The sequence below is a fragment of the Actinomycetes bacterium genome (genome assembly GCA_035506535.1).
In the GTDB taxonomy this organism is placed as follows: Bacteria; Actinomycetota; Actinomycetes; order DATJPE01; family DATJPE01; genus DATJPE01.
Genome location: DATJPE010000098.1, coordinates 1 through 24,845 on the forward strand (window position 1 = coordinate 1; position 24,845 = coordinate 24,845).

At 70.6% G+C, this 24,845-nt stretch carries 23 protein-coding genes; 8 read left to right on the forward strand and 15 right to left on the reverse strand.

Features of this window, described 5'->3' with window-relative positions:
* From VMI11_15480 to VMI11_15500, 5 genes are all read right to left on the reverse strand, one after another.
* Window positions 1-171 (reverse strand): ribulose-phosphate 3-epimerase (locus tag VMI11_15480; GenBank protein ID HTY73800.1); only part of this gene is annotated, 171 nt, incomplete at its 3' end.
* Window positions 168-563 carry a ribulose bisphosphate carboxylase small subunit gene (locus tag VMI11_15485; GenBank protein HTY73801.1) on the reverse strand — a complete coding sequence of 132 codons (396 nt, stop codon included), beginning with the start codon at window positions 561-563 and terminating at the stop codon, window positions 168-170. The genes VMI11_15485 and VMI11_15480, both read right to left, overlap by 4 nt.
* A 40-nt stretch (window positions 564-603) precedes the next feature.
* On the reverse strand, window positions 604-2,025 hold the full coding sequence (locus VMI11_15490) for a form I ribulose bisphosphate carboxylase large subunit (protein ID HTY73802.1): 1,422 nt from the start codon (window positions 2,023-2,025) through the stop codon (window positions 604-606).
* A gap of 67 nt (window positions 2,026-2,092) precedes the next feature.
* Complete coding sequence (locus tag VMI11_15495; protein ID HTY73803.1) at window positions 2,093-2,971, reverse strand: phosphoribulokinase; 879 nt, start codon at window positions 2,969-2,971, stop codon at window positions 2,093-2,095.
* Between the two features lie 2 nt (window positions 2,972-2,973).
* The gene (locus VMI11_15500; GenBank protein ID HTY73804.1) at window positions 2,974-4,038 is read right to left on the reverse strand and encodes a class 1 fructose-bisphosphatase; all 1,065 of its coding nucleotides are present in this window, start codon (window positions 4,036-4,038) and stop codon (window positions 2,974-2,976) included.
* A gap of 80 nt (window positions 4,039-4,118) precedes the next feature.
* Between VMI11_15500 and VMI11_15505 the strand changes: the two genes are divergently transcribed.
* Genes VMI11_15505 through VMI11_15520 form a run of 4 tightly spaced genes read left to right on the forward strand, consistent with a single transcriptional unit; the run spans window position 4,119 to window position 7,777 of the window.
* A complete protein-coding gene (locus VMI11_15505; protein ID HTY73805.1) occupies window positions 4,119-5,048 on the forward strand; it encodes a LysR family transcriptional regulator in 930 nt (309 codons plus the stop codon).
* A gap of 25 nt (window positions 5,049-5,073) precedes the next feature.
* Window positions 5,074-5,952, forward strand: coding sequence for a class II glutamine amidotransferase (locus VMI11_15510; GenBank protein HTY73806.1), 879 nt, complete (start codon window positions 5,074-5,076; stop codon window positions 5,950-5,952).
* Window positions 5,939-6,829, forward strand: coding sequence for a hypothetical protein (locus VMI11_15515; GenBank protein ID HTY73807.1), 891 nt, complete (start codon window positions 5,939-5,941; stop codon window positions 6,827-6,829). Before VMI11_15510 ends, VMI11_15515 begins: the two co-directional genes overlap by 14 nt.
* Window positions 6,830-6,871: 42 nt before the next feature.
* Complete coding sequence (locus tag VMI11_15520) at window positions 6,872-7,777, forward strand: TIGR03621 family F420-dependent LLM class oxidoreductase (protein HTY73808.1); 906 nt, start codon at window positions 6,872-6,874, stop codon at window positions 7,775-7,777.
* 115 nt (window positions 7,778-7,892) lie between these two features.
* Here VMI11_15520 and VMI11_15525 read toward each other — a convergent pair whose 3' ends face one another.
* Genes VMI11_15525 through VMI11_15545 form a run of 5 tightly spaced genes read right to left on the reverse strand, consistent with a single transcriptional unit; the run spans window position 7,893 to window position 13,060 of the window.
* Window positions 7,893-8,858: an ROK family protein gene (locus VMI11_15525; protein ID HTY73809.1), complete on the reverse strand. Its 966-nt coding sequence runs from the start codon at window positions 8,856-8,858 to the stop codon at window positions 7,893-7,895.
* Window positions 8,855-10,078 carry a hypothetical protein gene (locus tag VMI11_15530; protein ID HTY73810.1) on the reverse strand — a complete coding sequence of 408 codons (1,224 nt, stop codon included), beginning with the start codon at window positions 10,076-10,078 and terminating at the stop codon, window positions 8,855-8,857. The genes VMI11_15525 and VMI11_15530 overlap by 4 nt, the downstream gene beginning before the upstream one ends.
* The gene (locus VMI11_15535) at window positions 10,079-11,224 is read right to left on the reverse strand and encodes a DegT/DnrJ/EryC1/StrS family aminotransferase (GenBank protein ID HTY73811.1); all 1,146 of its coding nucleotides are present in this window, start codon (window positions 11,222-11,224) and stop codon (window positions 10,079-10,081) included. It lies immediately after the preceding gene.
* On the reverse strand, window positions 11,217-11,993 hold the full coding sequence (locus VMI11_15540) for a GntR family transcriptional regulator (GenBank protein HTY73812.1): 777 nt from the start codon (window positions 11,991-11,993) through the stop codon (window positions 11,217-11,219). The genes VMI11_15535 and VMI11_15540 overlap by 8 nt, the downstream gene beginning before the upstream one ends.
* Before the next feature lie 2 nt (window positions 11,994-11,995).
* Window positions 11,996-13,060 (reverse strand): iron-containing alcohol dehydrogenase, encoded by a 1,065-nt coding sequence (locus VMI11_15545; protein HTY73813.1) that lies wholly within the window; start codon window positions 13,058-13,060, stop codon window positions 11,996-11,998.
* 107 nt (window positions 13,061-13,167) lie between these two features.
* On the opposite strand from VMI11_15545, the gene VMI11_15550 reads away from it, so the two are divergent.
* Complete coding sequence (locus VMI11_15550; GenBank protein ID HTY73814.1) at window positions 13,168-14,634, forward strand: APC family permease; 1,467 nt, start codon at window positions 13,168-13,170, stop codon at window positions 14,632-14,634.
* Between the two features lie 36 nt (window positions 14,635-14,670).
* The gene (locus VMI11_15555) at window positions 14,671-15,822 is read left to right on the forward strand and encodes an aminotransferase class V-fold PLP-dependent enzyme (protein ID HTY73815.1); all 1,152 of its coding nucleotides are present in this window, start codon (window positions 14,671-14,673) and stop codon (window positions 15,820-15,822) included.
* 102 nt (window positions 15,823-15,924) lie between these two features.
* Here the strand turns inward: VMI11_15555 and VMI11_15560 are convergent, their stop codons facing one another.
* The 3 genes from VMI11_15560 to VMI11_15570 form a co-directional block, all read right to left on the reverse strand.
* Window positions 15,925-18,534: a polynucleotide kinase-phosphatase gene (locus tag VMI11_15560; GenBank protein ID HTY73816.1), complete on the reverse strand. Its 2,610-nt coding sequence runs from the start codon at window positions 18,532-18,534 to the stop codon at window positions 15,925-15,927.
* Window positions 18,531-19,961 (reverse strand): 3' terminal RNA ribose 2'-O-methyltransferase Hen1, encoded by a 1,431-nt coding sequence (locus tag VMI11_15565; protein ID HTY73817.1) that lies wholly within the window; start codon window positions 19,959-19,961, stop codon window positions 18,531-18,533. Before VMI11_15565 ends, VMI11_15560 begins: the two co-directional genes overlap by 4 nt.
* Window positions 19,962-20,104: 143 nt before the next feature.
* On the reverse strand, window positions 20,105-20,827 hold the full coding sequence (locus tag VMI11_15570) for an NUDIX hydrolase (GenBank protein HTY73818.1): 723 nt from the start codon (window positions 20,825-20,827) through the stop codon (window positions 20,105-20,107).
* Window positions 20,828-20,904: 77 nt separating this feature from the next.
* Here VMI11_15570 and VMI11_15575 point away from each other — a divergent pair, with 77 nt between their 5' ends.
* Complete coding sequence (locus VMI11_15575; protein HTY73819.1) at window positions 20,905-21,936, forward strand: SPFH domain-containing protein; 1,032 nt, start codon at window positions 20,905-20,907, stop codon at window positions 21,934-21,936.
* A gap of 2 nt (window positions 21,937-21,938) precedes the next feature.
* Window positions 21,939-22,832 (forward strand): hypothetical protein, encoded by an 894-nt coding sequence (locus VMI11_15580; GenBank protein HTY73820.1) that lies wholly within the window; start codon window positions 21,939-21,941, stop codon window positions 22,830-22,832.
* A gap of 883 nt (window positions 22,833-23,715) precedes the next feature.
* Here the strand turns inward: VMI11_15580 and VMI11_15585 are convergent.
* Both VMI11_15585 and VMI11_15590 read right to left on the reverse strand, forming a co-directional pair.
* Window positions 23,716-24,261 carry a hypothetical protein gene (locus VMI11_15585; GenBank protein HTY73821.1) on the reverse strand — a complete coding sequence of 182 codons (546 nt, stop codon included), beginning with the start codon at window positions 24,259-24,261 and terminating at the stop codon, window positions 23,716-23,718.
* A 110-nt stretch (window positions 24,262-24,371) separates the two neighbouring features.
* Window positions 24,372-24,698 carry a hypothetical protein gene (locus VMI11_15590; GenBank protein HTY73822.1) on the reverse strand — a complete coding sequence of 109 codons (327 nt, stop codon included), beginning with the start codon at window positions 24,696-24,698 and terminating at the stop codon, window positions 24,372-24,374.
* Between the last annotated feature and the right edge of the window lie 147 nt (window positions 24,699-24,845).

Genomic DNA, 24,845 nt, shown 5'->3' on the forward strand with positions numbered 1-24,845 from the left:
CCAGGGCCGGATCGCCCGCACCATCGCCGGGCCGAAGGTGAGCTGCTCGACGAAGTGGCCGTCCATCACGTCGACGTGGATCCAGTCGGCGCCGGCGGCCTCGACCGCGGCCACCTCCTCGCCCATCCGGGCGAAGTCGGCGGCCAGGATGGACGGTGCGATGAGGGTCATCCCGCCCTACCCTCAGCCTCCGCCTCGCCCTCCGGCTGTCCGGGGTCGCTGCCACGGTGGACGACGAAGGCCAGCGCCTGGGTCTGCCGCCGCCGGTCGTGGGCGACGACGCGGACCAGGTCGCCGGGATGGGCCGCCGAGCACGCATCGGCCTCGGCGAGCACGTCGGCCGCGTCGAGGGCGTCGAACATCGGCAGCTTCCACAGGTACCAGAAGGTCTTGCCGGCCCGGGCGGGCTCGACGTGCTCCACGGCGCAGGTCCAGCCGCGGGACAGGGCGTAGGCGACCTGCCGGGCAATCTCCTCGCTGCTCAGCGGCGGCAGGTAGGAGAAGGTGCCGAACCGGCGGGAAGCCGGATCGTCCACCCTGGAACGGAAGGCCTGGATCGTCATGGTGGTGGCTCCTCTACCAGTTCGGTGCACGGGATCGCGGTCAGGCGGGGGCGAGCTTGTCGACGACGTCGTAGTCGAACCTGATCTCCTTCCAGGTCTCCATCGCCGCGGCCAGCTCGGGGCTGCTCCCGGCCGCCCGGGTGAGCACCGCGCGGGCCTCCCGCTCCACGTCGCGGCCCTCGTTGCGGGCCTGCACGCACGCCTCCACCGCGACCCGGTTCGCGGTCGCGCCGGCCGCGTTGCCCCAGGGGTGGCCGAGCGTCCCGCCACCGAACTGCAGCACCGAGTCGTCGCCGAAGATCGAGACCAGCGCGGGTACGTGCCAGACGTGGATGCCGCCGGAGGCGACCGGGAACAGCCCGGGCATGTGGCCGAAGTCCTGGTCGAAGAACAGTCCGCGGCTGCGGTCCTCGGCCACGAACGACTCGCGCATCAGGTCGATCCAGCCGAGCGTCGCCTGGCGGTCGCCCTCGAGCTTGCCGACCACCGTCCCCGAGTGCAGGTGGTCGCCACCGGAGAGCCGCAGCGCCTTGGTGAGCACCCGGAAGTGGATGCCGTGATACGGGTTGCGGTCGAGGACGGCGTGCATCGCCCGATGGATGTGCAGGAGCATCCCGTTGCGGCGCGCCCAGTTCGCCAGCGAGGTGTTCGCGGTGAACCCGGCGGTGAGGAAGTCGTGCATGATGATCGGCATCTCGAGGGACTTGGCGAACTCGGCGCGTTCGAACATGTCCTCGACGGTGCCGGCCGTGACGTTCAGGTAGTGGCCCTTGCGCTCGCCGGTCTCCGCCTCCGCCTGCTTCACCGCCTCCGCCACGTAGCGGAAGCGGTCGCGCCAGCGCATGAACGGCTGGGAGTTGACGTTCTCGTCGTCCTTGGTGAAGTCGTTGCCGCCCCGGAGCACCTCGTAGACGGCGCGGCCGTAGTTCTTCGCCGAGAGCCCCAGCTTCGGCTTGATCGTCGATCCGAGGAGCGGTCGCCCGTACTTGTCCATCGTGTCCCGCTCGACGGTGATGCCGTTGGGCGGGCCGCCGCAGCTGAGCACGAAGGGCAGCGGGAAGCGGATGTCCTCCAGCCGCAGGGACCGGATCGCCTTGAAGCCGAAGACGTTGCCGACGAGCGAGGTCAGCACGTTGACGATGGACCCCTCCTCGAACAGGTCGAGCGGATAGGCGACGAAGGCGTAGAACGCGTCGAGGTCACCGGGCACGGGCTCGATCCGGTATGCCCTGCCCTTGTAGTGCTCGAGGTCGGTCAGCAGGTCGGTCCAGACGGTCGTCCACGTGCCCGTGGAGCTCTCGGCGGCGACCGCCGCGGCGGCCTCCTCGCGCGGGACCCCCTGCTGGGCGACGACCTTGAAGCACGCGAGCAGGTCGCTGTCCTTGGGCTGGTACGTCGGCTCCCAGTAGGTGGCGGCGTAGTCCTTGACGCCGGCGGAGAACGAGGTGGCGAGCGTGGTCATCGGAGCTCCCGTCGGTGCGGTCTGCGGGCGGAGGTGGTCGGCGTCGGGCCGGCGGGCACGTGAGCGGTCAACTGCGCGCCCTCCGCCCGTTCTCGACGACGCGCTTGATCAGCGGGGTCAGGATGAGCTGCATGGCCAGGTCGAGCTTGCCGCCCGGCACCACGATCGAGTTGGCCCGTGACATGAACGAGCCGTGGATCATCGTGACCAGATAGGGGAAATCGATCCCGTGCGGGTCGCGGAACCGGATGACGACCATCGACTCATCGGGGGTGGGGATCGAGCGGGCGATGAACGGGTTTGAGGTGTCCACCGTCGGCACGCGCTGGAAGTTGATGTCGGTCTTGGTGAACTGCGGCGTGATGGTCCGGACGTAGTCCGGCATTCGCCGCAGGATCGTGTCGGTGATGTCCTCGTGCGACTGGCCGCGCTGGGCCTTGTCGCGGTGCAGCTTCTGGATCCACTCGAGGTTGACGACCGGGACGACGCCGATCTTCAGGTCGCCGAAGGCCGACAGGTCGACGGTCGGGGTGACGGCCGCCCCGTGCAGGCCTTCGTAGAAGAGCACCTCGGCGCCGTGGTCGAGCTCCTCCCAGTCGGTGAAGGTCCCGGGCGGGGACCCGAATCGCTCGGCCTCGATCTCGTCGTGGACGTAGTGGCGGGTGCGCCCGGTGCCCTTCGCCGAGAACTCCTCGAAGACCTCGCCGAGGTCGTCGAGCAGGTTCGCCTCGACGCTGAAGTGGCTGAAGTGGTTGTTCCCCTCGGCCTCCGCCTGCGCGAGGGCCTTCTTCATCCCGGCCCGGTCGTAGCGATGGAAGGCGTCGCCCTCGATGTAGGCGGCCCGCACGCCCTCGCGTCGGAAGATCTGCTCGAAGGTGTTGCGCACGGTCGTCGTCCCGGACCCCGATGAGCCGGTGACGACGATGATCGGGTGCTTCACCGACATCGTCAGGCCCCCTCTCTGGTGCGGAACAGCCCCCGGCGGGAGAACAGCGGAGAATCCTCGTGGGTGCGGGACGGGTCGGTCACGTAGCGGCGTACCCGCTCGACCTTCGTCCTGGAGCCGAAGACGAACGGCGTCCGCTGGTGCAGCGAGGTCGGCCGCTTGTCGAGGATCGGGTCCACGCCGTCGCTCGCCAGCCCGCCGGCCTGCTCGCACAGGAACGCCACCGGGTTCGCCTCGTAGACCAGGCGGATGCGGCCGTGCGAGAAGTCCGGGCGGTCATCGCGCGGATAGAGGAAGATGCCGCCGCGGAGCAGGATCCGGTACGTCTCCGCGACGAGGGCTCCCAGCCAGCGCATGTTGAAGTCGCGGCCCCGCGGGCCGACGCTGCCGTCGACGAGGTCGGCGACGTAGCTGCGGATCCCCGCGTCCCAGTGGCGGGCGTTCGATGCGTTGATGGCGTACTCACGGGAGTCCGCGGGCACCTGCACGCCGGCTCGGGTCCGCACGAAGGAGCGGGTCGACGGGTTGAGCACGAAGACGTCGGTGCCCTCGCCGAGGGTGAGCAGCAGCACGGTGCTGGGGCCGTAGACGATCACCCCGGCCGCGAGCTGGTTGCGGCCGGGCTGCAGGACGGCGGCGAGGATGCCGGCCGAGCCCGCGGTCGGCAGCACCGAGAAGATGGTCCCGATCGGGGCGTTGATGTCGAGGTTCGACGAGCCGTCGACCGGGTCGAGGGTCACGACGAGCGAACCGCTGGGGGTGAGCGGGATCGGCTCCTCGCTCTCCTCCGAGCACACCGCCGCGACGTCCAGGCCGCGCAGCGCGGCGACGAGGTGCGCCTCGGCGAGGAGGTCGAGGGGCTTCTGCTCGTCGCCGCTCGCGTTGCTGGTCCCGCCGGTCGGCGCCAGGTCGGTCAGCGGCCCGGCGGCGACGATCTCGGCCAGGTCCGCGCCCGCGCCGGCGAGCGCGGACACGACGTCGGCGACCGCTCGCGCGTCCGGGTGCCCGGCCGACCACCCGGACAGCACCGACCCGAGATCGGCGGGATCGGCGAGCACGGCGGTCATGCAAGGAGTCTGAGGGCGGGCCACCGAAAAGGCCAGGCATGCTTTGTTCGGCTGAAGCATAGAGAAACTATGCTCGGCGCATGCGCGACGTGACCCTGCGCCAGCTGCACTTCCTGGCCGAGACCGTGCACAGCGGCTCCCTCGCGGGCGCGGCGGAACGGCTGCACCTGACCGGGCCGGCCATCGCCCAGCAGCTGCGCCTCCTCGAGCGTCGGGTGGGCCTGCCCCTGCTGGAGCGCGGTCCGGGCGGGCAGCGCCCGACGGAGGCGGGGCGGTTGCTGGTCGAGGCCGCGGCCCGCATCGACGCCGAGCTGGAGGCCTGTGAGGAGGCGCTGGCCGGCCTGCGCGACGCGGACACGGGCCAGGTGCGGGTGGGCGCGGTCAGCACGGCGAAGTACTTCGCGCCGCACGTCCTCGCCGCCTTCCACGAGCTGCATCCGGGGGTGAGCGTGTCGATCTCGGTGGGCAACCGCGACGAGGTGCTGCAGCGGCTCGAGAGCTTCGAGGTGGACCTCGCCATCATGGGCCGGCCCCCGCGCGGGCTGGAGGCGGAGCAAGAGGTCTTCGGCGAGCACCCGTACGTCGTCATCGCGCCGCCGGCGCATCCCATGGTGGGACGGCGGTTGACGTTGGCCGAGGTGGCCGAGGAGACCTTCCTCGTCCGGGAGCCGGGGTCAGGGACACGGCTGCACCTGGACTCGCTGTTCGCCGCCGGCGGGCTGCAACCCGTGGTCGGGATGGAGATCACGTCGAACGAGACCATCAAGCAGGCCGTCATCGCCGGTCTGGGCATCGCGCTGCTCTCCGAGCACACCGTCTGCGCCGAGGTGCAGGACGGCCGCCTGGCCGTCCTCGACGTGACGGGTCTGCCGATCGTCCGCAACTGGCTGGTGGTCCGCATGTCGAGGCGCGCGGTCTCCCCGGCGGCCAGGGCCCTGTGGGACTTCGTCGTCCAGGAGGGGGCGAGCCGGCTGCCGAGCCTGCGAGACCCGGGCGGGAGAATGGGCTGACCACCCCGCGAGGTGAGGAGGAGCGATGTGCCGCCTGTTCGGCCTGGCCGCCGGAGAGCGACCCGTCAGTGCCACGTTCTGGTTGTTGGACGCTCCGGACTCCCTCGAGCTCGAGAGTCGTCGCAACGTCGACGGGACGGGCCTGGGGTGGTTCGACCCCGTCGGCAACCCGGTGGTCGACAAGCAGGCCACGCCCGCCTATCGGGACCCCGAGTTCATCCGCGAGGCGATCGAGGCCACCTCGAGCGCCTTCGTGGCGCACGTCCGCTGGGCCACGGCCGGTGGACGCGCCGAACGCAACACCCACCCGTTCGTCATGGGCGGACGGCTCATGGCGCACAACGGCGGGTTCGGCGAGGTGCACCTGCTCGACGAGCAGCTGGGCACGTACCGGTCCCTCGTCTCCGGCGAGACCGACTCGGAACGCTACTTCGCGCTGATCACCCAGCAGATCGACGCCTGCGACGGCGACGTGGCCGCCGGAATCACCGCGGCCGCCAGATGGATCGCGGAGCGGCTGCCGGTCACCTCGCTCAACACCGTGGTCATCGCGCCGGGGCAGCTGTGGGCGCTGCGCTATCCCGCGGAGCACGCCCTGCACGTGATCGACCGACCGGCCGGTGCGAGCACCGCGGGCACGGCGGCGCCGGCGACCGGGACCAGCGACGAGGGCATGCACGTGCGAAGCGCCACCTCGTCGGTGCACTCGGCCGACCTGCACCGGAGCCGCTCGGTCGTCGTCGCGTCCGAGGAGCTGGACGGCGAGTCCGGCTGGCGGATGCTGGCGCCCGGCGAGCTCCTGCACGTCGGCCACGACCTGACGGTCACGTCGACGATCGCGCTGCCCGATCCGCCCGCCCGTCTCGTGCCGGTCGGGCCCGCGAATCCGAATGTCGACACCTGACACCGACTCCCAGGCCGCGGCGCGTCGGCCGGCCTGGGTGCTGCCGCCCGGCTGGAGCGTCCTGGGCACCGAGAGCTGGGGGCCGTTCGTCGTCCGGCAGCTGGTCCGGCGCCCGGACGGCGCCGTCGTCGAGCTCACCGGGCGGCGGCACCGCAAGCAGCTGCCACCGCGCCTCCAGGGAGGGCCGTCGCTGCGCCCCACCGCGCTGCTGTGGTCACCCTCGACGGTCGGCTGGTGGGTCGGCGTGCTGTTCATCGTCGGGTCCGCCTGCTTCGCGGTCGGCTCGGTTCCCGGGTACGTCGCCGCGACCTCGGTGGCCGTCGACGCCGTCACCTACTTCGTGGGGTCGCTGTTCTTCACGAGTGCCGCCTACCTCCAGTTCCACCAGGCGGCGCATGCGAGCGACCCGGAACCCGCTCCCGTGCCTCGCGCGAGGTGGGTCCGGGCGCGCAGTCTCGGTTGGTGGGCCTCGAGCGTCCAGCTGGTCGGCACCCTGTTCTTCAACGCCACCACGTTCGCCGCCCTGCACACCGGCTTCACGGTCCGCCAGGAGGACTTCCGCGTGTGGTCACCGGACTTCTTCGGCTCGGTCTGCTTCCTCGTCGCGAGCTGGTTCGCCGTGGAGGAGGTCCGGCTGCCGGGACGACCGTGGCGGCAGCGATGGGCCGACATCGGGTGGCGCGTCGCCTGGCTGAACATGTGGGGCTCGGTCTTCTTCATGGCGTCCGCCATCGCGGCCTTCGTCCTCCCCGACACCGGTGACCTGGTCTCGGCGTCCGTCGCCAACTCCGGCACCTTCCTCGGCGCGGTCTGCTTCCTCGTCGGCGCCTGGCTGCTGCTCGTCGAGCTGGGGCCAACCGAAGCCGAGACAACATGAGAGCCTCGGGTCGCCACGCCCATCTGTGACGGAGAGGCCCGCATGACCGCGTTCCGGTTCGGCTTCGTGTTCACCGACGAGGCGGACGCGACGGGCTGGCGCGACCTCGCCCGACGGGCGGAGGACGACGGGTGGTCGACGCTGCTGGTCGCCGATCATTATCACAACCCGATGGCCTGCCTGCCCCTCATGGCCACCGCGCTGGCGGCGACCGACACGCTACGGGTCGGCAGCTACGTGTTCGACAACGATTTCCGGCACCCGGCTCTGCTCGCGAAGGAGGTCGCCACCCTGGACGTGCTCTCCGGCGGACGGGTCGAGCTAGGTCTGGGAGCGGGCTGGTCCAAGGAGGAGTACGACGCCGTCGGCGTCCCCTTCGACGCGGGCAAGGTGCGCGCCGATCGGCTCGAAGAGGCCGTCGCGCTCATCAAGGCCGTGTTCGCGGGGGGCACGGTGGACTTCACCGGGAACCATTACCGGCTCACGCAGTACGAGGCCTCGCCAGTGCCGGTCCAGGACCGTCTTCCCCTGCTCCTGGGAGGCGGCGGCCCTCGGATGATGCGCATCGCGGCCCGCGAGGCGGACATCGTCGGGATCGTCCCGCAGTCCCTGCCAGGGGGTGGACTCGATCCGGAGGCCTTCCGGCGGAGCGCGTTCCAGGACCGCCACGATGCGCTCGAGGCGGTGTTGCTCTCGACCGGTCGCGAACAGCAGGTGGAGCGCAGCGTCCTGGCCTTCCACGTCGCCCGCCGCATGACCGACCTCGGGGATCCGTGGGAGGGGGTGGAGGTGGAGCAGGACAGCCCGTTCACCCTCGTCGGGGACACCGGGGAGATGGTCGAGACGCTGCAGCGCAGACGGGAGGAGTGGGGTCTGTCCTACTACGTGTTCTTCGGCAGCGACCGAGAGCTCGTGACCCCTGTCATCGCCCGCCTGGCCGGCACCTGATCCGCCGCGAGCAACTCCCCCATGGGTTCGGTCCGGACAATGCTCGCCGCGCCAGCGGGCCCGGCGTCCGCGCCGCGGCTCGTCAGTCCTCGTCGACAGGGACCTCCGGTGCGGATCAGACCAAGGGCGGGGCATCGGTGGCCGGTGGCGTACCGGGATCCGCGAGGAGGGACCAGCCCAGCAACGCCGCCCCAGCGAGGCCCGATGCCGCGCCGAGATCTGCTGGAACGACGCGCAGGTCAGCGGCCAGCTCGTCGATCACGCGTTGGCGGGCCATGGTCGCCACCGTCGGCACCAGACCTGGTTGCCCCAGTGCGACCGACCCGCCGATGACGACCCGGCCCGGATCGACCGTCGAGACCAGTGCCGCAACAGCTGCTGCCAGCGCGTCGACCGCCTGGTCCACGAGTCTGGTCGCGTCCGCATCGCCTCGCTGAGCCCAGGCGAAGAGGTCCGGCACCGACAGAGGCCGCGCGGCGGCCGCGGCCGGCTCGTCCGGCCACACCTGGGCCGCCCGGCGGAGCATGCTGGCGCCCCCCGCATAGGACTCGATGTCTCCGCGACGCCCGCAGCTGCACTCCGGGCCGGTGGGGTCGAGCACCAAGTGGCCGATCTCCCCAGCCGCGTCGTGCGCCCCGTGCAGGATCCGGCCGTCGATGATGACAGCGGCTCCCACGCCAGTGCTCACGGTGAGATAGGCCAGCACGTCGACTCCGCGACCTGCGCCGACGACGGCCTCGCCCAGCCCGGCCGCGTTCGCGTCGTCCTCGATGGCCACTGGAACGCCGAGGATCGCGGCGAGCTCGGGGCCGAGCGCGACGTCCGCGAGCCCGAGGTTGACGATGCGCCGCACGACGCCTCGGTCCCGGTCGAGTGGACCGGGTACCGCGCACCCCACGGCACGGACGTATCCGCCCGCGTCAGCGGCCAGCTCCACCAGCGCCCGCGTGACGGCGCCGACGACGAGGTCAGGCGTCGGGGGCGTGGCGAGGCGTACGCGCGGGCCGTGGAGGAGTCGGCCGTCATCGCCTGCGAGACCCACGAGCGTCTTGGTGGCCCCGATGTCGACGGCGCCGATCACTGCGCCGCCATCGGGGGAAGCGCGCTGCTGGCAGGGTCCGCGTCGATCATCGCCTGAACTAGGCGCCTCGCCCGGTCCGCGCTGGGGACCATCGGGTTGACGAGGAGCGCGCGCAGCAGCGAGACGCGCGAGAGCTCCGCGGCAGCTCGCTGCGCGAGGTCCTCGTATGTCGCGTGCCGACGAAGCAGGCTCTCCGGCACCGCCGGTAGCGGGGCCAGGGGCTCGGGCGTGATCTCTCGCTCGCGCACCCAGGTGGGGCCCTCGACGGTGGCGGCGGCGTGCAGTCCGGCGATCCGGGTCCCGTTGGCGGTGCCGAGCACGGTTCGGGTGTCCTGCCCGCCGACCCAGGCACGCAGCACCGGGAGCACGCCGAGGCTGTACCAGGGCGCCGGTCGCGCCGTCGGGTCGGGAGAACCAGCCGCGGCGAGGCGGCGAAGCGCTGCCTGTTCGAGTGCCATCAGCGCTTCGGCGCGGGTGGGCCGGTTTCGCTGAGCGTCGAGCAGTCGCTCTGGATGGGCGTAGTACCGCAGGTACGGAAGGGGGCTCGCGCCATACGCGGCGACGACATCGACGTCGACTCCTCCCACGTCAGCCACGGTGTCGAGGTCCCCAGTCCGATCGGGCACCCACCAGCCGACGTGGTTCATGCCCACGTAGCCGCCGATGAGGGCGTCGACCGGACGAGCCAGTCGGTCCGCGAGCGCGGCCAGGTGGGTGAGCGGTGAGTCGCAGACCTCGACCACCGTGAGGCCGGCCTCCGCCGCCGCACGGCGGACGATGCCCGCCGGGTTGGTGAGGACGATGACCAGCGCGAGCGGACAAGTCGCCGCCACTGCCCGCCACACCGGGCCCAGGGCTGCGAGTGTCCGCAGGGCGTTCGAGAACCCACCCGGCCCCAGCGTCTCCTCCCCGGGCAGGTCGACGGCCCACGGGAAGCTCTCGTCGAATGCGCGAGCGGAGAGCCCGCCGATGCGGACCTGGACGAGCACGACGTCGGCCCCGCGCAGAGCCGCCGTGAGGTCCCGCTCGGCGAGGACCGTCACGGGTGATCCCGGCTGCTCAGCGAGGACCGTTGCGCTGCGCTGCTGGACAAGGCGCAGCTTCGTGGCATCGCGTCCGTTGAGGACGACGGTGAGCGGCGGTCGACGACGCCACGCGGCCAGGGCGTCAGCCAGCTGGACGGTGGAGACAGCGCTGCCTCCGATGATGGTGAGCCGCACCTACGCGACCCCGTAGAAGGAACGGACGGCCGCTCCGACGCGGTCGATCTCGTCGTCGGTCAACTCGGCCCACATCGGCAGGTTCAGCAGGCGATCGGGCAACGTACGGGCGATGGCGAGGTCTCCGACTGCTCGCCATGGATGGTCCCGGTACGCCCCCTGGTCAGGCACGAGGCGGGGGTAGACCACCTGCGTACCGATACCGGCGGCGGTGAGGTGGGCCGCCAGAGCGTCCCTCTCGTCGGCGAGCACCGTGTACATGTAGTACACGTGGCGGCCCGTGACGTCGGCCGTCGGCAGCGTCAGAGGGCTGCCCGCGAGGACCTCTCGGTATCGGTCGGCGACGTGCCGGCGGCCGGCGATCTGTTGCTCGTGCACGTCCAGCTTGACCCGCAGGAAGGCGGCTTGCACCTCGTCCAGCCGCTCCTGGTAGCCGAGGATCTCGTGGTCGTGCTTGACCTTCTGGCCCATGTATCGCAGCTGCCGCAGCTGGGAATCCAGCTCCGACGTCCCGACGGTGATGATTCCCCCGTCACCGAGAGCCCCCATCACCTTGGTCGGATAGAAGGAGAAGGCCGCGGCTTCCCCGAGGCTGCCCGCCCGGCGACCACGCAGGTCGGCACCGTGCGCGTGGGCGGCATCCTCCAGGACGGGGATGCCAGGCGCCGCGTCGCGAATGGCGTCCACGTCGGCGCACTGCCCGTACAGATGAACCGGAACGACGGCCTTGGTTCTCGGACCGACGGCCGCAGCCACGCACTCCGGGTCCATGTTGAACGTGACCGGATCCACGTCCACGAACACCGGGACCGCGCCGACATAGGTGATCGCGAATGCTGTGGCGACATAGGTGTTCGGAACGGTGATGACCTCGTCCCCAGGACCCACACCCAACGCACGCAGGGCCAGCCACAGGGCGGAGGTACCACTGGAGGTCCCGACGGCGGCGTGGGCCCGGCAGTAGGCCGCGAACTCCTCCTCGAACGCGGCCAGCTGTGGTCCGAGCGTGAACCGGGGGCCGCCGAGCACTTGCTGGAAGGCAGCGACAAGTGCCGGGCCGATCTGAGCGTGGTACCTCGCAAGAGACTCAGCCGGGATGTCGATACCGGCTCCTGTCCCTGGGGTCACCACGACATTGCTACTCACGGTGCCCTCCCCTGGGCTCGGCACGGCGCAGTACCTCGAAGGAGAACCGGTCACCGCGGTGGTAGTCGTGCGAGAAGATCACGGGGATGCCCTCGTCGGTGAGGTTGAGCTGAACCATCAGCAGCCAAGGGAGCGACGGGTCCAGGCCGCACGCCTGCTGCGCGGCCGGAGGGAGCAGGCTGGCGCGAAACGTGCTGACGGAGGCAGTGGGCGTCAGCCCGAGGCGCTCGAGCGCGACGAAGAGGGACCCTTCCCACTCCTTGTCCCCCGCAGGGCCGAGGAGCTGGGCCGGCACCACGTCGACGGAGTAGATCAGCGGCTCGCCCTGGGCGAGACGCAGGCGCTCTAGATGGACCACGTCGTCCTCGGGCCCAAGCCGCAGGTTCGCGCGCTCGTCCGCGCTGGCCCGGCGGGTGTACTGGGCCAGCAGCCGATTCACCACCGTGTAGCCCTGAGCGGCCAGCATGTCGGTGACGCTCTCCAGCCGGGTGATCGGCCGTTGGACGGGAGGCAGGGAGGAGACGAATCGGCCACGGCCGCGGCGGACCTGGACGACCCCTTCGCTCTGGAGCTCCTTGAGCGCCTCCCGGACGGTGGTCCGGCCGACCCGGAACACCTCGCACAGCCGCTCTTCCGAAGGTAGCTGCTCCCCGCGTCCGAACGTCCCGTCGACGATTGCCTGACGAATCCGGTCGGCCAGCTGGGCTGCCAGCGATCGCGGGTCGGCCACCATCGGAGCGACGTGCTCCAGAGAGCGGCTTCTCGGCATGCTCACCTCACCTCCAGTCCCTCGAGCAGGGTGTCCACGAGGCCCTGGTCGGCCCGGAGCTCGTCCGCGCGCAGGTCCACGACGCTGCCCGGAAAAGCCGCATCCTCGACGAAGTCGGGAAGCGCGCGAAGCGCCCGACGCAGCGTGTCACGGTCGAGGTCCAGGTCGGCGGGGTGCCAGGCGACGCCCGTCGTGTCCGCCACAGTGCGAGCGAACTGCGGATCGTTCCCCTGCAGCCGCGAGAGCAGCACCACGCCCAACGTCACGACCTGACCATGCACGAAGGAACGTCCCGTCTGGGTCTCCAGGCAATAGGCGAGATAGTGCTCGGAACCCTCCTCCATCTGCGGGTGCCCGCAGCTGACGGTCAGATCGTTGATGTCGGCGAACCCCTCGACGAGGGTGGTGATGCCGACGTCACTGACCGCAGCGATGTCGGCGCCGCGTGCGGCCACGCTGGCCAGCACACCGGACGCCGCCCGCGCCACCGACGGGTCGTACGCGGCGCCGCGCGCCAAGCCCACGGAGGCTGCTTCCCGCCAGTCCCACAGCGCGGTGTGCACGGACAACAGGTCCCCGACGCCGGCCCGGTTCAGCCCCGGAGGCGCAGCACGTACCAGATCGGTGTCGACGACGACAGCGTCCGCGACGACGAAGCCCTCGTAGCCGATCCGCCCCTTGTCGCGGACCGCGACGGTGTTGGTGACGCACGCGTCGACGCTGACGACGCCGGGGGCCAGCACCAGTGGTACGCCGAGCGTCCCGGCCAGCCACTTGGCGCTGTCCATGACCACCCCGCCGCCGAAGCCGAGCACCGGGACAGTGTCGGGTACCTCGTCGAGAAGGCGCTGCAGCTCCTGACGGTCCAGGGAGCGTGCGTGCACGAGCGAGCCCGAGGCAGACAGTACGTCGTCGGGCAGCGCGGCCAGGGCGGCCGGCTGGGACACCAGGGTGAATCCGGGCGTCAGCCGCGACACCGCCGCGGCCAGCGCACCACGACCCACGGTCAGCGCCGCCCGCGTGGGACGCGACAGCCGATGGCCGGACAGCGGTCCGCTCTCGCTCACGGCGTCACGCTACCGGGGCGACCAGTTGTCAGACAACAGATGTCTATTGACTGTCGGCGGCCCCAGCCCTAGTGTCCGCGCAGTCCGGCGAACACCTGGAGGCCGTCATGGACCCGCTCTCCGAATCCGGCGAGGCGAGCGCCACGCACCACGGCGGGTTGGCGACCAACGTGCTCGGCCTGTGGGACGGCATCGTGCTGGGGTTCGCCAGCGCAGCTCCGGGGGTCAGCATCGCGGGGGTGCTCGGGGGCCTCGCCGGGGCGTCGGGCTACGGCGCCCTCCTGGCCCTGCTCGTCGGTTTCCTGCCCTTGGTCTTCATCGCGCTCGCGTTCTTCCACCTCAACAGGTGGCGCGTCGACGCCGGAATCTCCTACGCCTGGATCGGACGAATTCTCAATCCTCTGGTCGGCGCGTTCGTGGGGATCCTGATCATCATCGCCTTCGTGGTGTCGAACTCCTTCGCCATCATCCCGGCGGCGACCAACTTCCTGACCGTGTTCTCCTCGAACGCGGCGAACAACAAGTGGCTGGTCACCGTGGTGGGCACGGTGTTCCTCGCCGTCATCACGCTTCTCGTGGTCGCCGGGATCCGGCTGGCCGCCCGCTTCCAGTGGGTCCTGACCGGATTCGAGATGGTGGTCTTGACCATCTTTGGCATCCTCGCGCTGCGCCATGGCATCGCCCACAACGGCCACGGCGGCCACACACCCACGGCGTCCTGGTTCTCCCTCAACTCGGCTGGTGGCTGGTCCGGGCTGCTCGCCGGCCTGTTGATCTCGGTGTTCTGGTACTCCGGCTGGGAGACGGCCGTGGTGGTCAACGAGGAGACCAGGAGGGCTCGACGCAACCCCGGTCTGGCGGGGATCGGCAGCCTGCTCGCCGTGCTCGTCGTCTCCATCTTGTTCGGCGCCATGTTCTTCGCCGCGGTGTCGCCGCAAGCCATGTCGAACAACTCCGCGTGGCTGAGCGCGCTGGGCCTGCAGCTCGCCGGACGCCCCTGGGGCTACCTGCTTGTCCTCGCGATCATGGCGGGCTACCTCGGCGGCATCGAGACCACGATCATCACGTTCGGCAACGTGGGCTACTCGATGGGACGCGACGGCGTGCTGTGGCGGGCATTCGGGAAGGTCGGCGACCGCACCCAGATGCCCTGGCTGGCCATCCTGGTGCTCAGCGTCCCGTCCTTCGCGATGTTCATCATCCAGGTGTGGTCCGGCGGGAGTCTCGCGACCATCGTCGCCGACCTGGCGTCCAGCCTGGGTTTGATGTTCGTCGTCTACTACGCGCTCACCGCGATCACGGCCGCGTGGATGCTGCGGGGGGTGGCCCGCACCAACGTCGCCGTGGCCATCACAGGTGTCGCGCTGCCCCTGGCCGGCGCGGTCATCCTGGCCTTCATCGGAGCCAAGACCTGGGGAGGCACCGCCGCCCCGATCAAGGTGACCTTCCTCGTCGCCGTGGCAGCGTCCCTCATCGCCGTCGTCGTGAGCCGCTACCGCGGCAACGCGGACTTCTTCCATGACAAGCTGCAACGGACCGTGACCACCGAGGACCTGGCCAGCGACCTCGCCTGAGCCTGGTCTCGCCTGAACCCGCGTCGAGCTGCGCTCATGCAAGCCTTCGAGGTCGTCAACGCGGCTGGGTTCGTGACCGGACTCGGCGGCGCCACCCTTCACCCGGCCGCCATCGAAGCGTTGGCTGACGCGTCCGCCCGTCATTACGACGTCACGGCGCTGGCAGCCGCGACCGGAGATGAGCTGGCCAGGCTGATCGGCGTGCCCGGGGCTGCGGTGACGGCCGGCGCCGCCGCCGGTCTGACGCTCGCCGTCGGAGCCGCGATCGTCGGGGACGACCCCACTCTGGCCGATGCCATGCCGATGCAGAGCGAGCGCGTGCGGGTCGTGACGCAGACGACCCTCTCGAACGCATACGAGCGGGTGGTGCGTCTCACCGGCGCCCGAATCGACCACGTCGGAGTGCCCAGCCGGCCCGGCCTGGGCCAGACCCTGCCATGGCAGCTTGACGGCGCTCTCTCCGAGCCGGCCGCCGCTGTGCTGCACACCGTGGCCTCCGACGACGCGGCAGTGTCGCTGGAGGAGGTCATACGCATCGCCCACCGTCGGGGGGTACCGGTGGTGGTCGACGCCGCCGCAGAGCTGCCACCCGCGAGCGCGCTGCGCACCTTCGTGGAGCAAGGCGCTGACCTCGTGGTCTTCTCCGGGGGCAAGGCGCTGCGGGGACCGCAGGCGTCGGGTCTCGTGCTCGGCCGGCCCGACCTGGTCGCCACGGTGCGGCGACTGCAGGAGGACACCGACGTCGATCCCGTGCTCTGGCACGAGACCACCGGGTCCGACCCCTGGCAACAGGGCATCGGGCGCCCGATGAAGGTGCCTCCTTCGACCATCCTCGCGCTGGCTGCGGCGGTCAAGGCGTTCCTGATGCATGACCATGACGCCGACGCCGACGCCGCCGCCGATTGGTTGAGCGGACTGCGGGACGCTCTCGGGGTCGGCCGCCTCGTGGCACCTCGGGGGCGCGACGGATTCTTCCCGTCGCTGGCCTTCGACCTGGGTCCAGCGAGGGCCCGTCAGGCATGGCGTGCCCTCGCGGACGGCCTACCCTCCGTCCGAGCCGCGCAGGCCGAACTGGGCGGGGGTGTCTTGCGAATCCGCCCTGAAGCGGTCGCCGGAAGTGAACGTGACACCGTCGCCGACGCGCTGCTGAGGATCCGTCATTCGGGGCTCCTGGACAGCATGGCCTGACCCGTCCCGTGGGCCACGTCGATGCCGTTCAATCCTGAGCCTCCCGGCGAATCAACCCGGGACAGGGCATCACCTCCTCGATCGAGCAACTGCTCACGTCATTCACAGCCGCGGGTCCACGGGCTCGGACTCCAGCGCGAGGACGGCGAACACGCACTCGTGGACCCGCCACAGCGGCTCGCCACGCGCGACCCGGTCGAGCGCCTCGATGCCGAGCGCGTACTCCCGGGCGGCCAGGGAGCGCTTGTGTGCGAGCCCGCGGTTGCGCAACCGGCTCAGGTTCTCGGGCTCGGTGTAGTCGGGTCCGTAGATGATGCGGAGGTACTCGCGGCCGCGCACCTTCAGCCCGGGCTGGGTGAGCCCGCGGCGCCCGCGAGTGAGGTTGGCGGCCGGCTTGACGACCATCCCCTCCCCTCCCGATGCGGTGAGCTCCTCCCACCACCGGGTCGCGGCGAGGACTGCCTCCGGGTCGGTGGTGTCGACGAGGAGACGCTCGGTGCGGCTGAAGACGTCCGGCGCGGAGTCGACGAGGCGGTCGATCCGGTCGAGGTGCCAGGAGTGCGGCTCGTCCTGGTACGCGTGGCCCTCGCTGGCCAGCAGCTGGAACGGGGCGATGCGCACGCCGTCGAGGCCGTTGGTAGGCCAGCAGTAACGCCGGTAGGCCTCGGTGAACGCCCCGGCGTTGGCCAGGCGGGTCCTCGTGGATGCGAGGAGCGAGGTGACGTCGAGCCCTGATGCCGAGGCGGCCTCGAGCGCCTCGATGGCCGCCGGGAGGGCGTGCCGCGCCGCCGCGCCCACCGAGGCGTACTGGTTGCGAAGGAGATCCTCGGCCTTGGCGCTCCAGGGCAGGAGCTCGGCGTCGAGCAGCAGCCATCCCGTGTCCATCTCGTCGAACAGCCCGGCATGGTCGGCCGCGTCCCGGACCCGGTCGAGGAGCTGCTCGGTCAGGTCCGGGGCGAAGAACGGCCGCCCTGTCCGGGTCCAGATCGCGCCGGTCGCGTCCCCGGGGGCGCCGAAGCGGGCCTGCGCGGCATCCAGGTCGCGGCACACGAGGACGACCGCGCGCGAACCCATGTGCTTCTCCTCGCACACCACCGCGCCCACCCCGTCGGCTCGGAACGCCTCGAAGGCCTGCTCGGGGTGCTCGAGGATGTCGGGAAGGGTGGCGGTGGCGACCGGGCTCATGGTGGGTGGCAGGTAGATCAGCCAGCGCGGATCGACCGCGAAGCGGCTCATCACCTCCAGCGCCGCGGCGGCGTTCTCCTCGCGGACGCTGACGCGCCCGTGGTGCGCGGTCTGCACGACCCGGTGCCCGAGTACGTCGGTGACGTCCAGCACGTCCGGCTCGCGTCGCCCGGCCGCGAGATCGCCGACCGCTGCAGCCGGGTTGACCGGGAACGGGCGTGCCGGCTCGTAGTAGACCTCGGCGGCCGGGACCGAGACGAGCTCCCGCTCGGGGTAGCGCAGCGCGGTGAGGGAGCCGCCGAAGACGCAGCCGGTGTCCAGGCACAGGGTGTTGTTCACCCATTCCGGCACGGGAACCGGGGTGTGCCCGTAGAGCACCATGGCCGTGCCCCGGTAGTCCTCGGCCCACGGGTAGCGGACCGGGAGGCCGAACTCGTCGGTCTCACCTGTGGTCTGCCCGTACATGCAGAAGTCACGGACCCGGCCGCTGGCCCGGCCCTGGAACCGCTCGCTGACCCCCGCGTGCGCCACCGCGAGGGCGCCGCCGTCGAGGACGTAGTGGGAGATGAGCCCGTCCAGGAACGGCTCGACCCGCGACCTGAAGTCCTCGCCCTCGGACGAGAGCTGTGCCAGGGACTCGGCCAAGCCGTGGCTGACCCGGACGTTGCGGCCGCGCAGGGCCCGTAGCAGCTTGTTCTCGTGGTTGCCGGTGACGCACAGGGCGTCCCCGGCCTCCACCATGCCCATGGCCAGCCGCAGGACACCCGGGGTGTCCGGACCGCGGTCGACCAGATCGCCCAGGAAGACAGCGGTACGGCCGCCCGGGTGGCGCGCGCCGGTGGCGCGCCCCTGCGCATCCCGCTCGATGACGTACCCGAGACGGTCCAGCAGCCTCTCGAGCTCGGCCCGGCAGCCGTGCACGTCCCCGATGACGTCGAACGGCCCCGTCCGGTCCCGCAGGTCATTGAACAGCCTGGTCCGAGTGACGGTCGCGGAGGCGACTTCGTCCTCGCTGGAGAGGACATGGACGCCCCGGAACCCTTCCTTCGGGAGACCGCGCAGCCCGCGTCGCAGCTCGTTTCGCTGGCGGCGCACGACGTGCGGGCCGAACTGGCGGTCCGGCCGGTCGGCGTTGCGGTCGAGGCAGAGGCGCTCCGGCAGGTCGAGCACGATCGCCACGGGGAGCACGTCGTGCTCCTTGGCCAGCGCCACCAGCGACCGACGGGCCGCGGGCTGGACGTTGGTCGCGTCGACGACGGTGAGCCGGCCGGCGGCCAGCCGCTTGCCGACGATGACGTGCAGGAGCTCGAAGGCGTCCTTCGTCGCGGACTGGTCGTTCTCGTCGTCCGACACCAGCGCGCGGCAGAAGTCGCTGGAGATGACCTCCGTCGCCTTGAAGTGGGCCCGCGCGAACGTGGACTTGCCCGACCCGCTCACCCCGACCAGGACGACCAGGCTGAGCTCGGGCAGCCCGATCTGGCGGGGCGCGCCGGTGAGGGTCTCGGCGTTCTCGCTGCTCACCGTCATGACGCCACCGCCGGCTCCGGGACCGACCTGGTGAAGACCGCCAGCTGAGTGGGCGGACCGACCTCGGGGTCGTCGCCTCCGACCGGCAGGTGCCGCACGTCGTAGCCGTACGTCTGCGCCACGCGAGTTGTCCAGGTGGCGAACTCGGCACGGGTCCACTCGAACCGGTGGTCGCGGTGCCGGAACGAGCCCGGAGCGAGGAAGTCGAACCGAACGTTGTGCTCGGCGTTCGGCGTCGTCACCACCACGGTGGTCGGGGCGGCGTGGCCGAAGACGGTGCGCTCGAGGGCGCCCAGACGTGGCGGGTCCACGTGCTCCACGACCTCCATCAACACCGCGGCGTCGAGTCCGGCCAGCCGGACGTCGCGGTAGGTCAGGGAGGACTGGAACAGCGTGAGCCGGTCACCTACGGCCGGCGGCATCCGGTCGAACCCCAGCCGGCGGGCCGTGATCTCCAGCGCCCGCGCGGAGACGTCCGTCGCGATCACCTCGGTGAACGAGCGGTCCTCGAGCATCGCCCGGATCAACGCTCCCTCGCCGCAGCCGATGTCGGCGACCCGCGTGGCGCCGGCGGCGTGCAGCACGGCCAGGACCGCGCCGCGACGCTGCTCCGCCAGCGGCAAGGGCTTGTCGGCCGCGTCCGGGTCTTCGGCGGGGACCGCGTTGTCGACTGCCTCGACGTCGAGGTCATCGACCTCGGCGAGCCGCTCCATGGCGCTGCGGAACAGGCCGCCCCGGTGTGCCAGGTAGCGGCGAGTGATCAACGGCTTCTCCGGATGCCTGCCCAGCCACCCACCGCCTGCCCGGACGAGCTTGTCGACCTCGTCGGGGCTGACCCAGTAGTGCTTCGCGTTGTCCAGCACTGGCAGCAGAACGTAGAGGTGGTTCAGGGCGTCGGCCAGGCGAATCTCGCCGGACAGCCGAAGGTCGACGTACCGCGAGACCCCCCACCCGGGGACGGCCTCGTCCAGTGCGATCGGCTCCGCCTGCACCGTCCAGCCCAGCGGCGCGAACAGCCGGGCGGCCAGGTCCGCGCCGCCGCTGCACGGCAGCACCGGCACACGCAGCTCCAGCGGGATGGCCGACGCAGCCAGGTCGGGACGGGCCTCGCAGCGGCCCTTCATCGCCGTCCGGAACACGGTGCCCATCGCCACCGCCAGCATGCTCGACGCGGCGTACGGCCGGTCGTTGACGTACTGGCCCAGCGTGAACCCCTCCACCGCCGACCCTCTCCGGCCGCGGACCAGGCCGACCGGGTCCACCTCGAGCAACAGGGCGGCGGTACACCGGGAGTCCGACACCTCCGGGTAGAACACGAACGCGTTGCCGCCCGCGACCTCGAACGACTGCGCCCGACCCGGGTGCTTGTGCAGCAGGAACCCGAGATCGGCAGCCGGCGACAGGGTCGTCGAGATGGTGAGCAGCACGATCGGACATCATCGCCGAGACGGTGCCGCGCCCCTAACGGTTTGCAGTAGGCCGGGATCCACGCCCTCGCCTGACGGCCGTCCAGCGAGGGGGCCGTCGGGCACGGTGGCACCTGCCGCGCACTCGTGGTCGAAGGGAACGTCTAGCTGGAAGCCCGGAGCAGCGGCGGATTCATGAGAGCGGCGCCCCCTGGGCGGTAGAGCTCCGCCGGGCGTCCGCCACCACGTGTGGTCGTCCGGCCGGTGGCTTCGACGAAGCCGGCGGTGCCGGTGACCTTGCGGTGGAAGTTCCGTGGGTCAAGCCGCTGGCCCCACACGGTCTCGTAGACGGCGCGGAGCTCGCCGATGGTGAACTCCGGCTGACAGAAGGCGGTGGCCAGGCTGGTGTACTCCAGCTTGGACCGGGCGCGCTCCAGTCCGTCTCTCAGGATGCGGGAGTGGTCGAACGCGAGCCGGGCCGGCCGGCCCAGTAGCCGAGGCACGGGGTGCCACGCGGCCACGGCCGCATCCCCGCCGGCGACGGGCGCCGGTGGGTCGGGGATGAGAGCCAGGTGCGCCACGCTGACCACCCGCATTCGCGGGTCGCGGCCCGGCGCGCCGTAGGTCGCCAGCTGCTCGAGGTGTCCGGGGACGAGGTCGAGGCCGGTCTCCTCGGTCAGCTCACGTAGCGCCGCTGCCTCGAGGTCCTCGTCCACGTGGACGAACCCCCCGGGGAGGGCCAGCCGCCCGGCGAAGGGTTCCTCAGCGCGACGCACGGTCAGGACGTGGACCTCACGGTCTCGGACGGTGAACACCACGAGATCCACGGTCACGGCGAAGGCGGGGAACGCTCTCGGGTCGTACCCGGACGGACTCCGCTCACCCATGGGACTGATCCTATCGTGTCAACTTGACGAGAACTAGCCGAGAGGCTTATCGTCGCTTTGACACGAAGGAGAGGGACATGGCAGACATCAGCAAGTACCCGTTCATCCGGCACTTCCGCGGGGCTCCGACCGACCACGTGGTGCACCTGTATCGGGGCATGGTGGCTCACTCAGGGACCGGCCAGTCGTTCTGGTTTCGCCCCCTGTCGGCGGCGCTGAGCCTGGTCCCGGCCGACGACCGGGAGCTGCCACTGTTGTTCCACGCCCGCACCAGCGACTTCCAGGACGTCACCGTCCAGTCGACCGTCACCTACCGCTTCGAGGACCCGGCTGAGGTCGCGGGGCGCATCGACTTCGCCATCGACCCCGACACGGGCACCTGGCGCACCAACCCGCTGGACCAGGTCGCGCACCTGCTCACCGAGCTCGCCCAGCAGTACGCCCTGGACCTGCTGGCCTCGATGACTCTGGACGCGGCCCTGGCGGGCGGGGTCACCGCCGTCCGCGCCGCCGTCACCGAAGGCCTGGAGAGCGACACTCGGCTGGCCCAGACCGGAATCTCCGTGATCGGCGTCCGGGTCGTGGCCATCCGGCCCGAGCCGGAGCTCGAACGGGCCCTGCAGACCCCGACCCGCGAGCAGGTCCAGCAGAAGGCCGACAAGGCCACCTACGAGCGCCGTGCGCTGGCCGTGGAGCGGGAGCGGGCCATCAGCGAGAACGAGCTGCAGTCGCAGATCGAGCTGGCCACCCGCACCGAACAGCTGGTCACCCAGCAGGGCGCGAACGAGCGTCGCCGGGTCACCGAGGCCGCAGCGGCCGAGCGGATCGCCGTCGAGGCCAAGGCGGTGGCCGACCGGCTGCGGGCCGCCGCGCGCGCGGAGACGGTGCGCGTCGTCGGCGCAGCGGAGGCGGAGACCGACACCGCCAAGATGGCCGTCTATGCGGAGGTGGACCCGAAGGTCCTGCTGGCCCTCGCGCTGCGCGACCTCGGAAGGCAGCTGCGCACCATCGGCACCCTCAACCTCAGCCCGGACCTGCTGTCCACGGCCCTCGCCCAGCTCACCGCACCGAAGGCTGCTGGCAATGGGGCCGGCACGGACGGGAGCTGACCATGACACTCGCACCCCGAGTGGTCCTGGTGCACCGCCGCAGCGAGCTCGACGAGCTCCTGGAGCGGCACGGCACCCGTGGACAAGCGGAGTTCTTCCTCCGCACCCGTGGGCGGGACCTCGCCGATGTGCAAGCTCGCCACGACGCGATCGGCGAGGCGCTGCATACGGTCTCTGCCGCGATCCCCAGCGGGTGGCGGCGCGGCAGCGTCGAGCGCACCGACCTCGACCGGTTCCTCTTCGACCCCGAGGACGTGGTCGTGGTCGTTGGCCAGGACGGGCTGGTCGCCAACGCAGCCAAGTACCTCCACGGCCAGCCGGTCATCGGAATCGACCCAGAGCCCGGCCGCAACCCCGGCGTCCTGGTCCCGCACGTGTCGGCCGACTTCGCCGACCTGCTGATCGCCACGGTCGACCACCGCGCCCGGGTCGACCATCGGACGATGGTTGAGGCGGTCACCGACGACGACCAGCACCTCATCGCCCTCAACGAGATCTACCTCGGCCACCCCACGCACCAGTCCGCCCGCTACACCCTGGCCTCCCCTGACGGCCGCACCGAGCGCCAGTCCTCCTCCGGCATCCTCGTCGGCACCGGCACCGGCACCACTGGCTGGCTCGCATCCGCCTACGGCGAGCGCCATAGCCAGCTGCCGCTCCCCCGTCCCACCGACCGGCTGCTCGCCTGGTTCGTTCGCGAAGCCTGGCCCTCACCGTTCACCGGCACGTCCCTCACCGAAGGCACGTACGGCGAACGCGCGGAGCTGAAGGTTCTCGTCGAACACGACGCGCTCGTTGCCTTCGGCGACGGCCTCGAGAGCGACCACCTCACGCCCACGTGGGGTCAGGCCATCACCCTGCGCGTAGCGCACCGAAGCCTGACGCTCGTCGCATGACCGAGGCTCGCCCGTCCGTCGGAGCCGCCTCGGGGAATCGAACCCCGGACCTACGCATTACGAGAGCGTCTCAGGCGCGCGCAGGGTCGTCACGAGGAGTCCATTCCCCTTTGTTGCCAGGCATTTCGAAGTCTCCTGTGATGGGCGATATCGGCGCGGCGGAGACGAATCGGGGACGAGCAGTAGTCGGCGTGGTGCGGCTGGGAGGACCGCGAGCCGTCACCTTCTCTCAGCGTTCGACTGGGCGCCTGGCGGGCCGTCGCGGCGCGTAGGAACGGCACTTCGGTGCGCTACGCCCACTTGGTTAGGGCACCCCGGCTAAACGACAAGCTGGGCTGCTCGTGTCGATGGACCGCACTGTCACGGTCGTCACCTTCTTCGGATCAGCCGGGCGGAGCACGATGTTGACACCCTCGCGGCCAACCGGCTCCACCCCGATCTTTGCCGCCAGCAACCGGTTCTGTTTGTCCCTCGCTGTGGCGTAGACCCGCTGAGGACCCGGAACGAACACCTGCACGTCGATGTCCTTGCCCTCGTTGACCCAGAACGACCTGCCCTTGCACAAGTCCACAACGGCGGGGGGTTGGGTGGGCTGCTCATGCGTTGATAGCACCGGGCTTGGCGTCGACTGGGTGTCGGTGGAACGGACGGCCGGGAGTGGTTGGGGCGGGGACGCCGTGGTCCTGGAGCATCCGGATACCGCTAGAAGGGACAACCCGGCGGCAGCGGCGACAACAGCAGGAAGACGGCTCATCCCCATGAGACGCAGTATCGCCGGACCTCGTACCTCGAGCGGCCCACGTCGCAACGCTGCGAACCAGCGCACCTGATACCGGTTGGACCGCTCGATAGCGGCACTTCGAGGGCGCATCGCGCGGCCGTCTTACTTCGGGCTCGGCGAGGGCAGCGGGCTCCAAGATCTAGCCGGACTGTCCGCTGCTTCCGATGTGACCTCCGCCAGGATCGGCTTGCCCGAGACCGCGTCCACGTACGCGTACGCATCGCCCTGCCTGATCAGCGAGGACTCGTTACCCGTCCCCGACCCCGAGATGGCGACCTGGACGTCGGCGACATGCACCACCCAGACCGGTCGGTGCCACCGATCGGAGGCGCCGCCGTACTCCGTCCATAACGCTAGGAACACCTCTCCCTTGTGGAACTTGTCGGCCTCTACCTCCCGACGCACGGCCTCGAAGGCTTCAGCCGCGGTCACCTTCGGGCTGAAACTCTTGGGGACGGGGTCGAACCGTGTGAAGCCTTGGTCGAACGTCTCGGGCTTGGAGAGTGTGGTGACGGAGAACGCCGCGTCGCTGCGGCTTGCGACTGGGCGCGAGTCATTGAACGTAGCCGCCGACCCGGCTGATGTCTGGGCGCAACCGCCAACCGCAACCGCGGTGAGGATGAGGACCGACAGCCTCCGTATCCCCATGGGGGCAGTATCGCGCGACCAAGCGCCGGCGCGAGGCCACAGGATGCGCCAGATCGCCCCGGTTCGACCGCCCGATAGCGGCACATAGCGGGCACGGCACGGTATGGGAGCTAGTCGGTCAGGATGTGGAACTCGTACTTGCATCCCTTGATCGCCGCAGAAACGGAATACGGCTGGAACGACGGCGCTGGATAGGCCTTGATGAAGGCGTCGCAGTCCTTGGAACGCTGAACTCTTCCGTTCAGTGCCTTCCTGCCGTAGTCGAACGATCGCTGCTCACTCTTCGGAACCTGCCCTGTGGGAGACGGAAAAACGTCCTCTGAGAGCCGATACAGCCCGAACGCCACACCGACGACGGCGATCATCGTGATCCCGAGGGTGCCCCAGATGATCGCCGCCGTCCTGCTACGCCACGGGAGGAGCCGCTCAATCGTCACGACGTCAATGATCGGTCATCGACCTTCCCCTCGGACGCACTTCGACAGCGCCCTATCGGTTTGGGTTCACGGTCGGGGGATGTTGAGCCCTCCAAACGGCGCGCCGAAGAGAGCGATGCAGGGGGTTTGGGCCGCCTTCGATGCGCA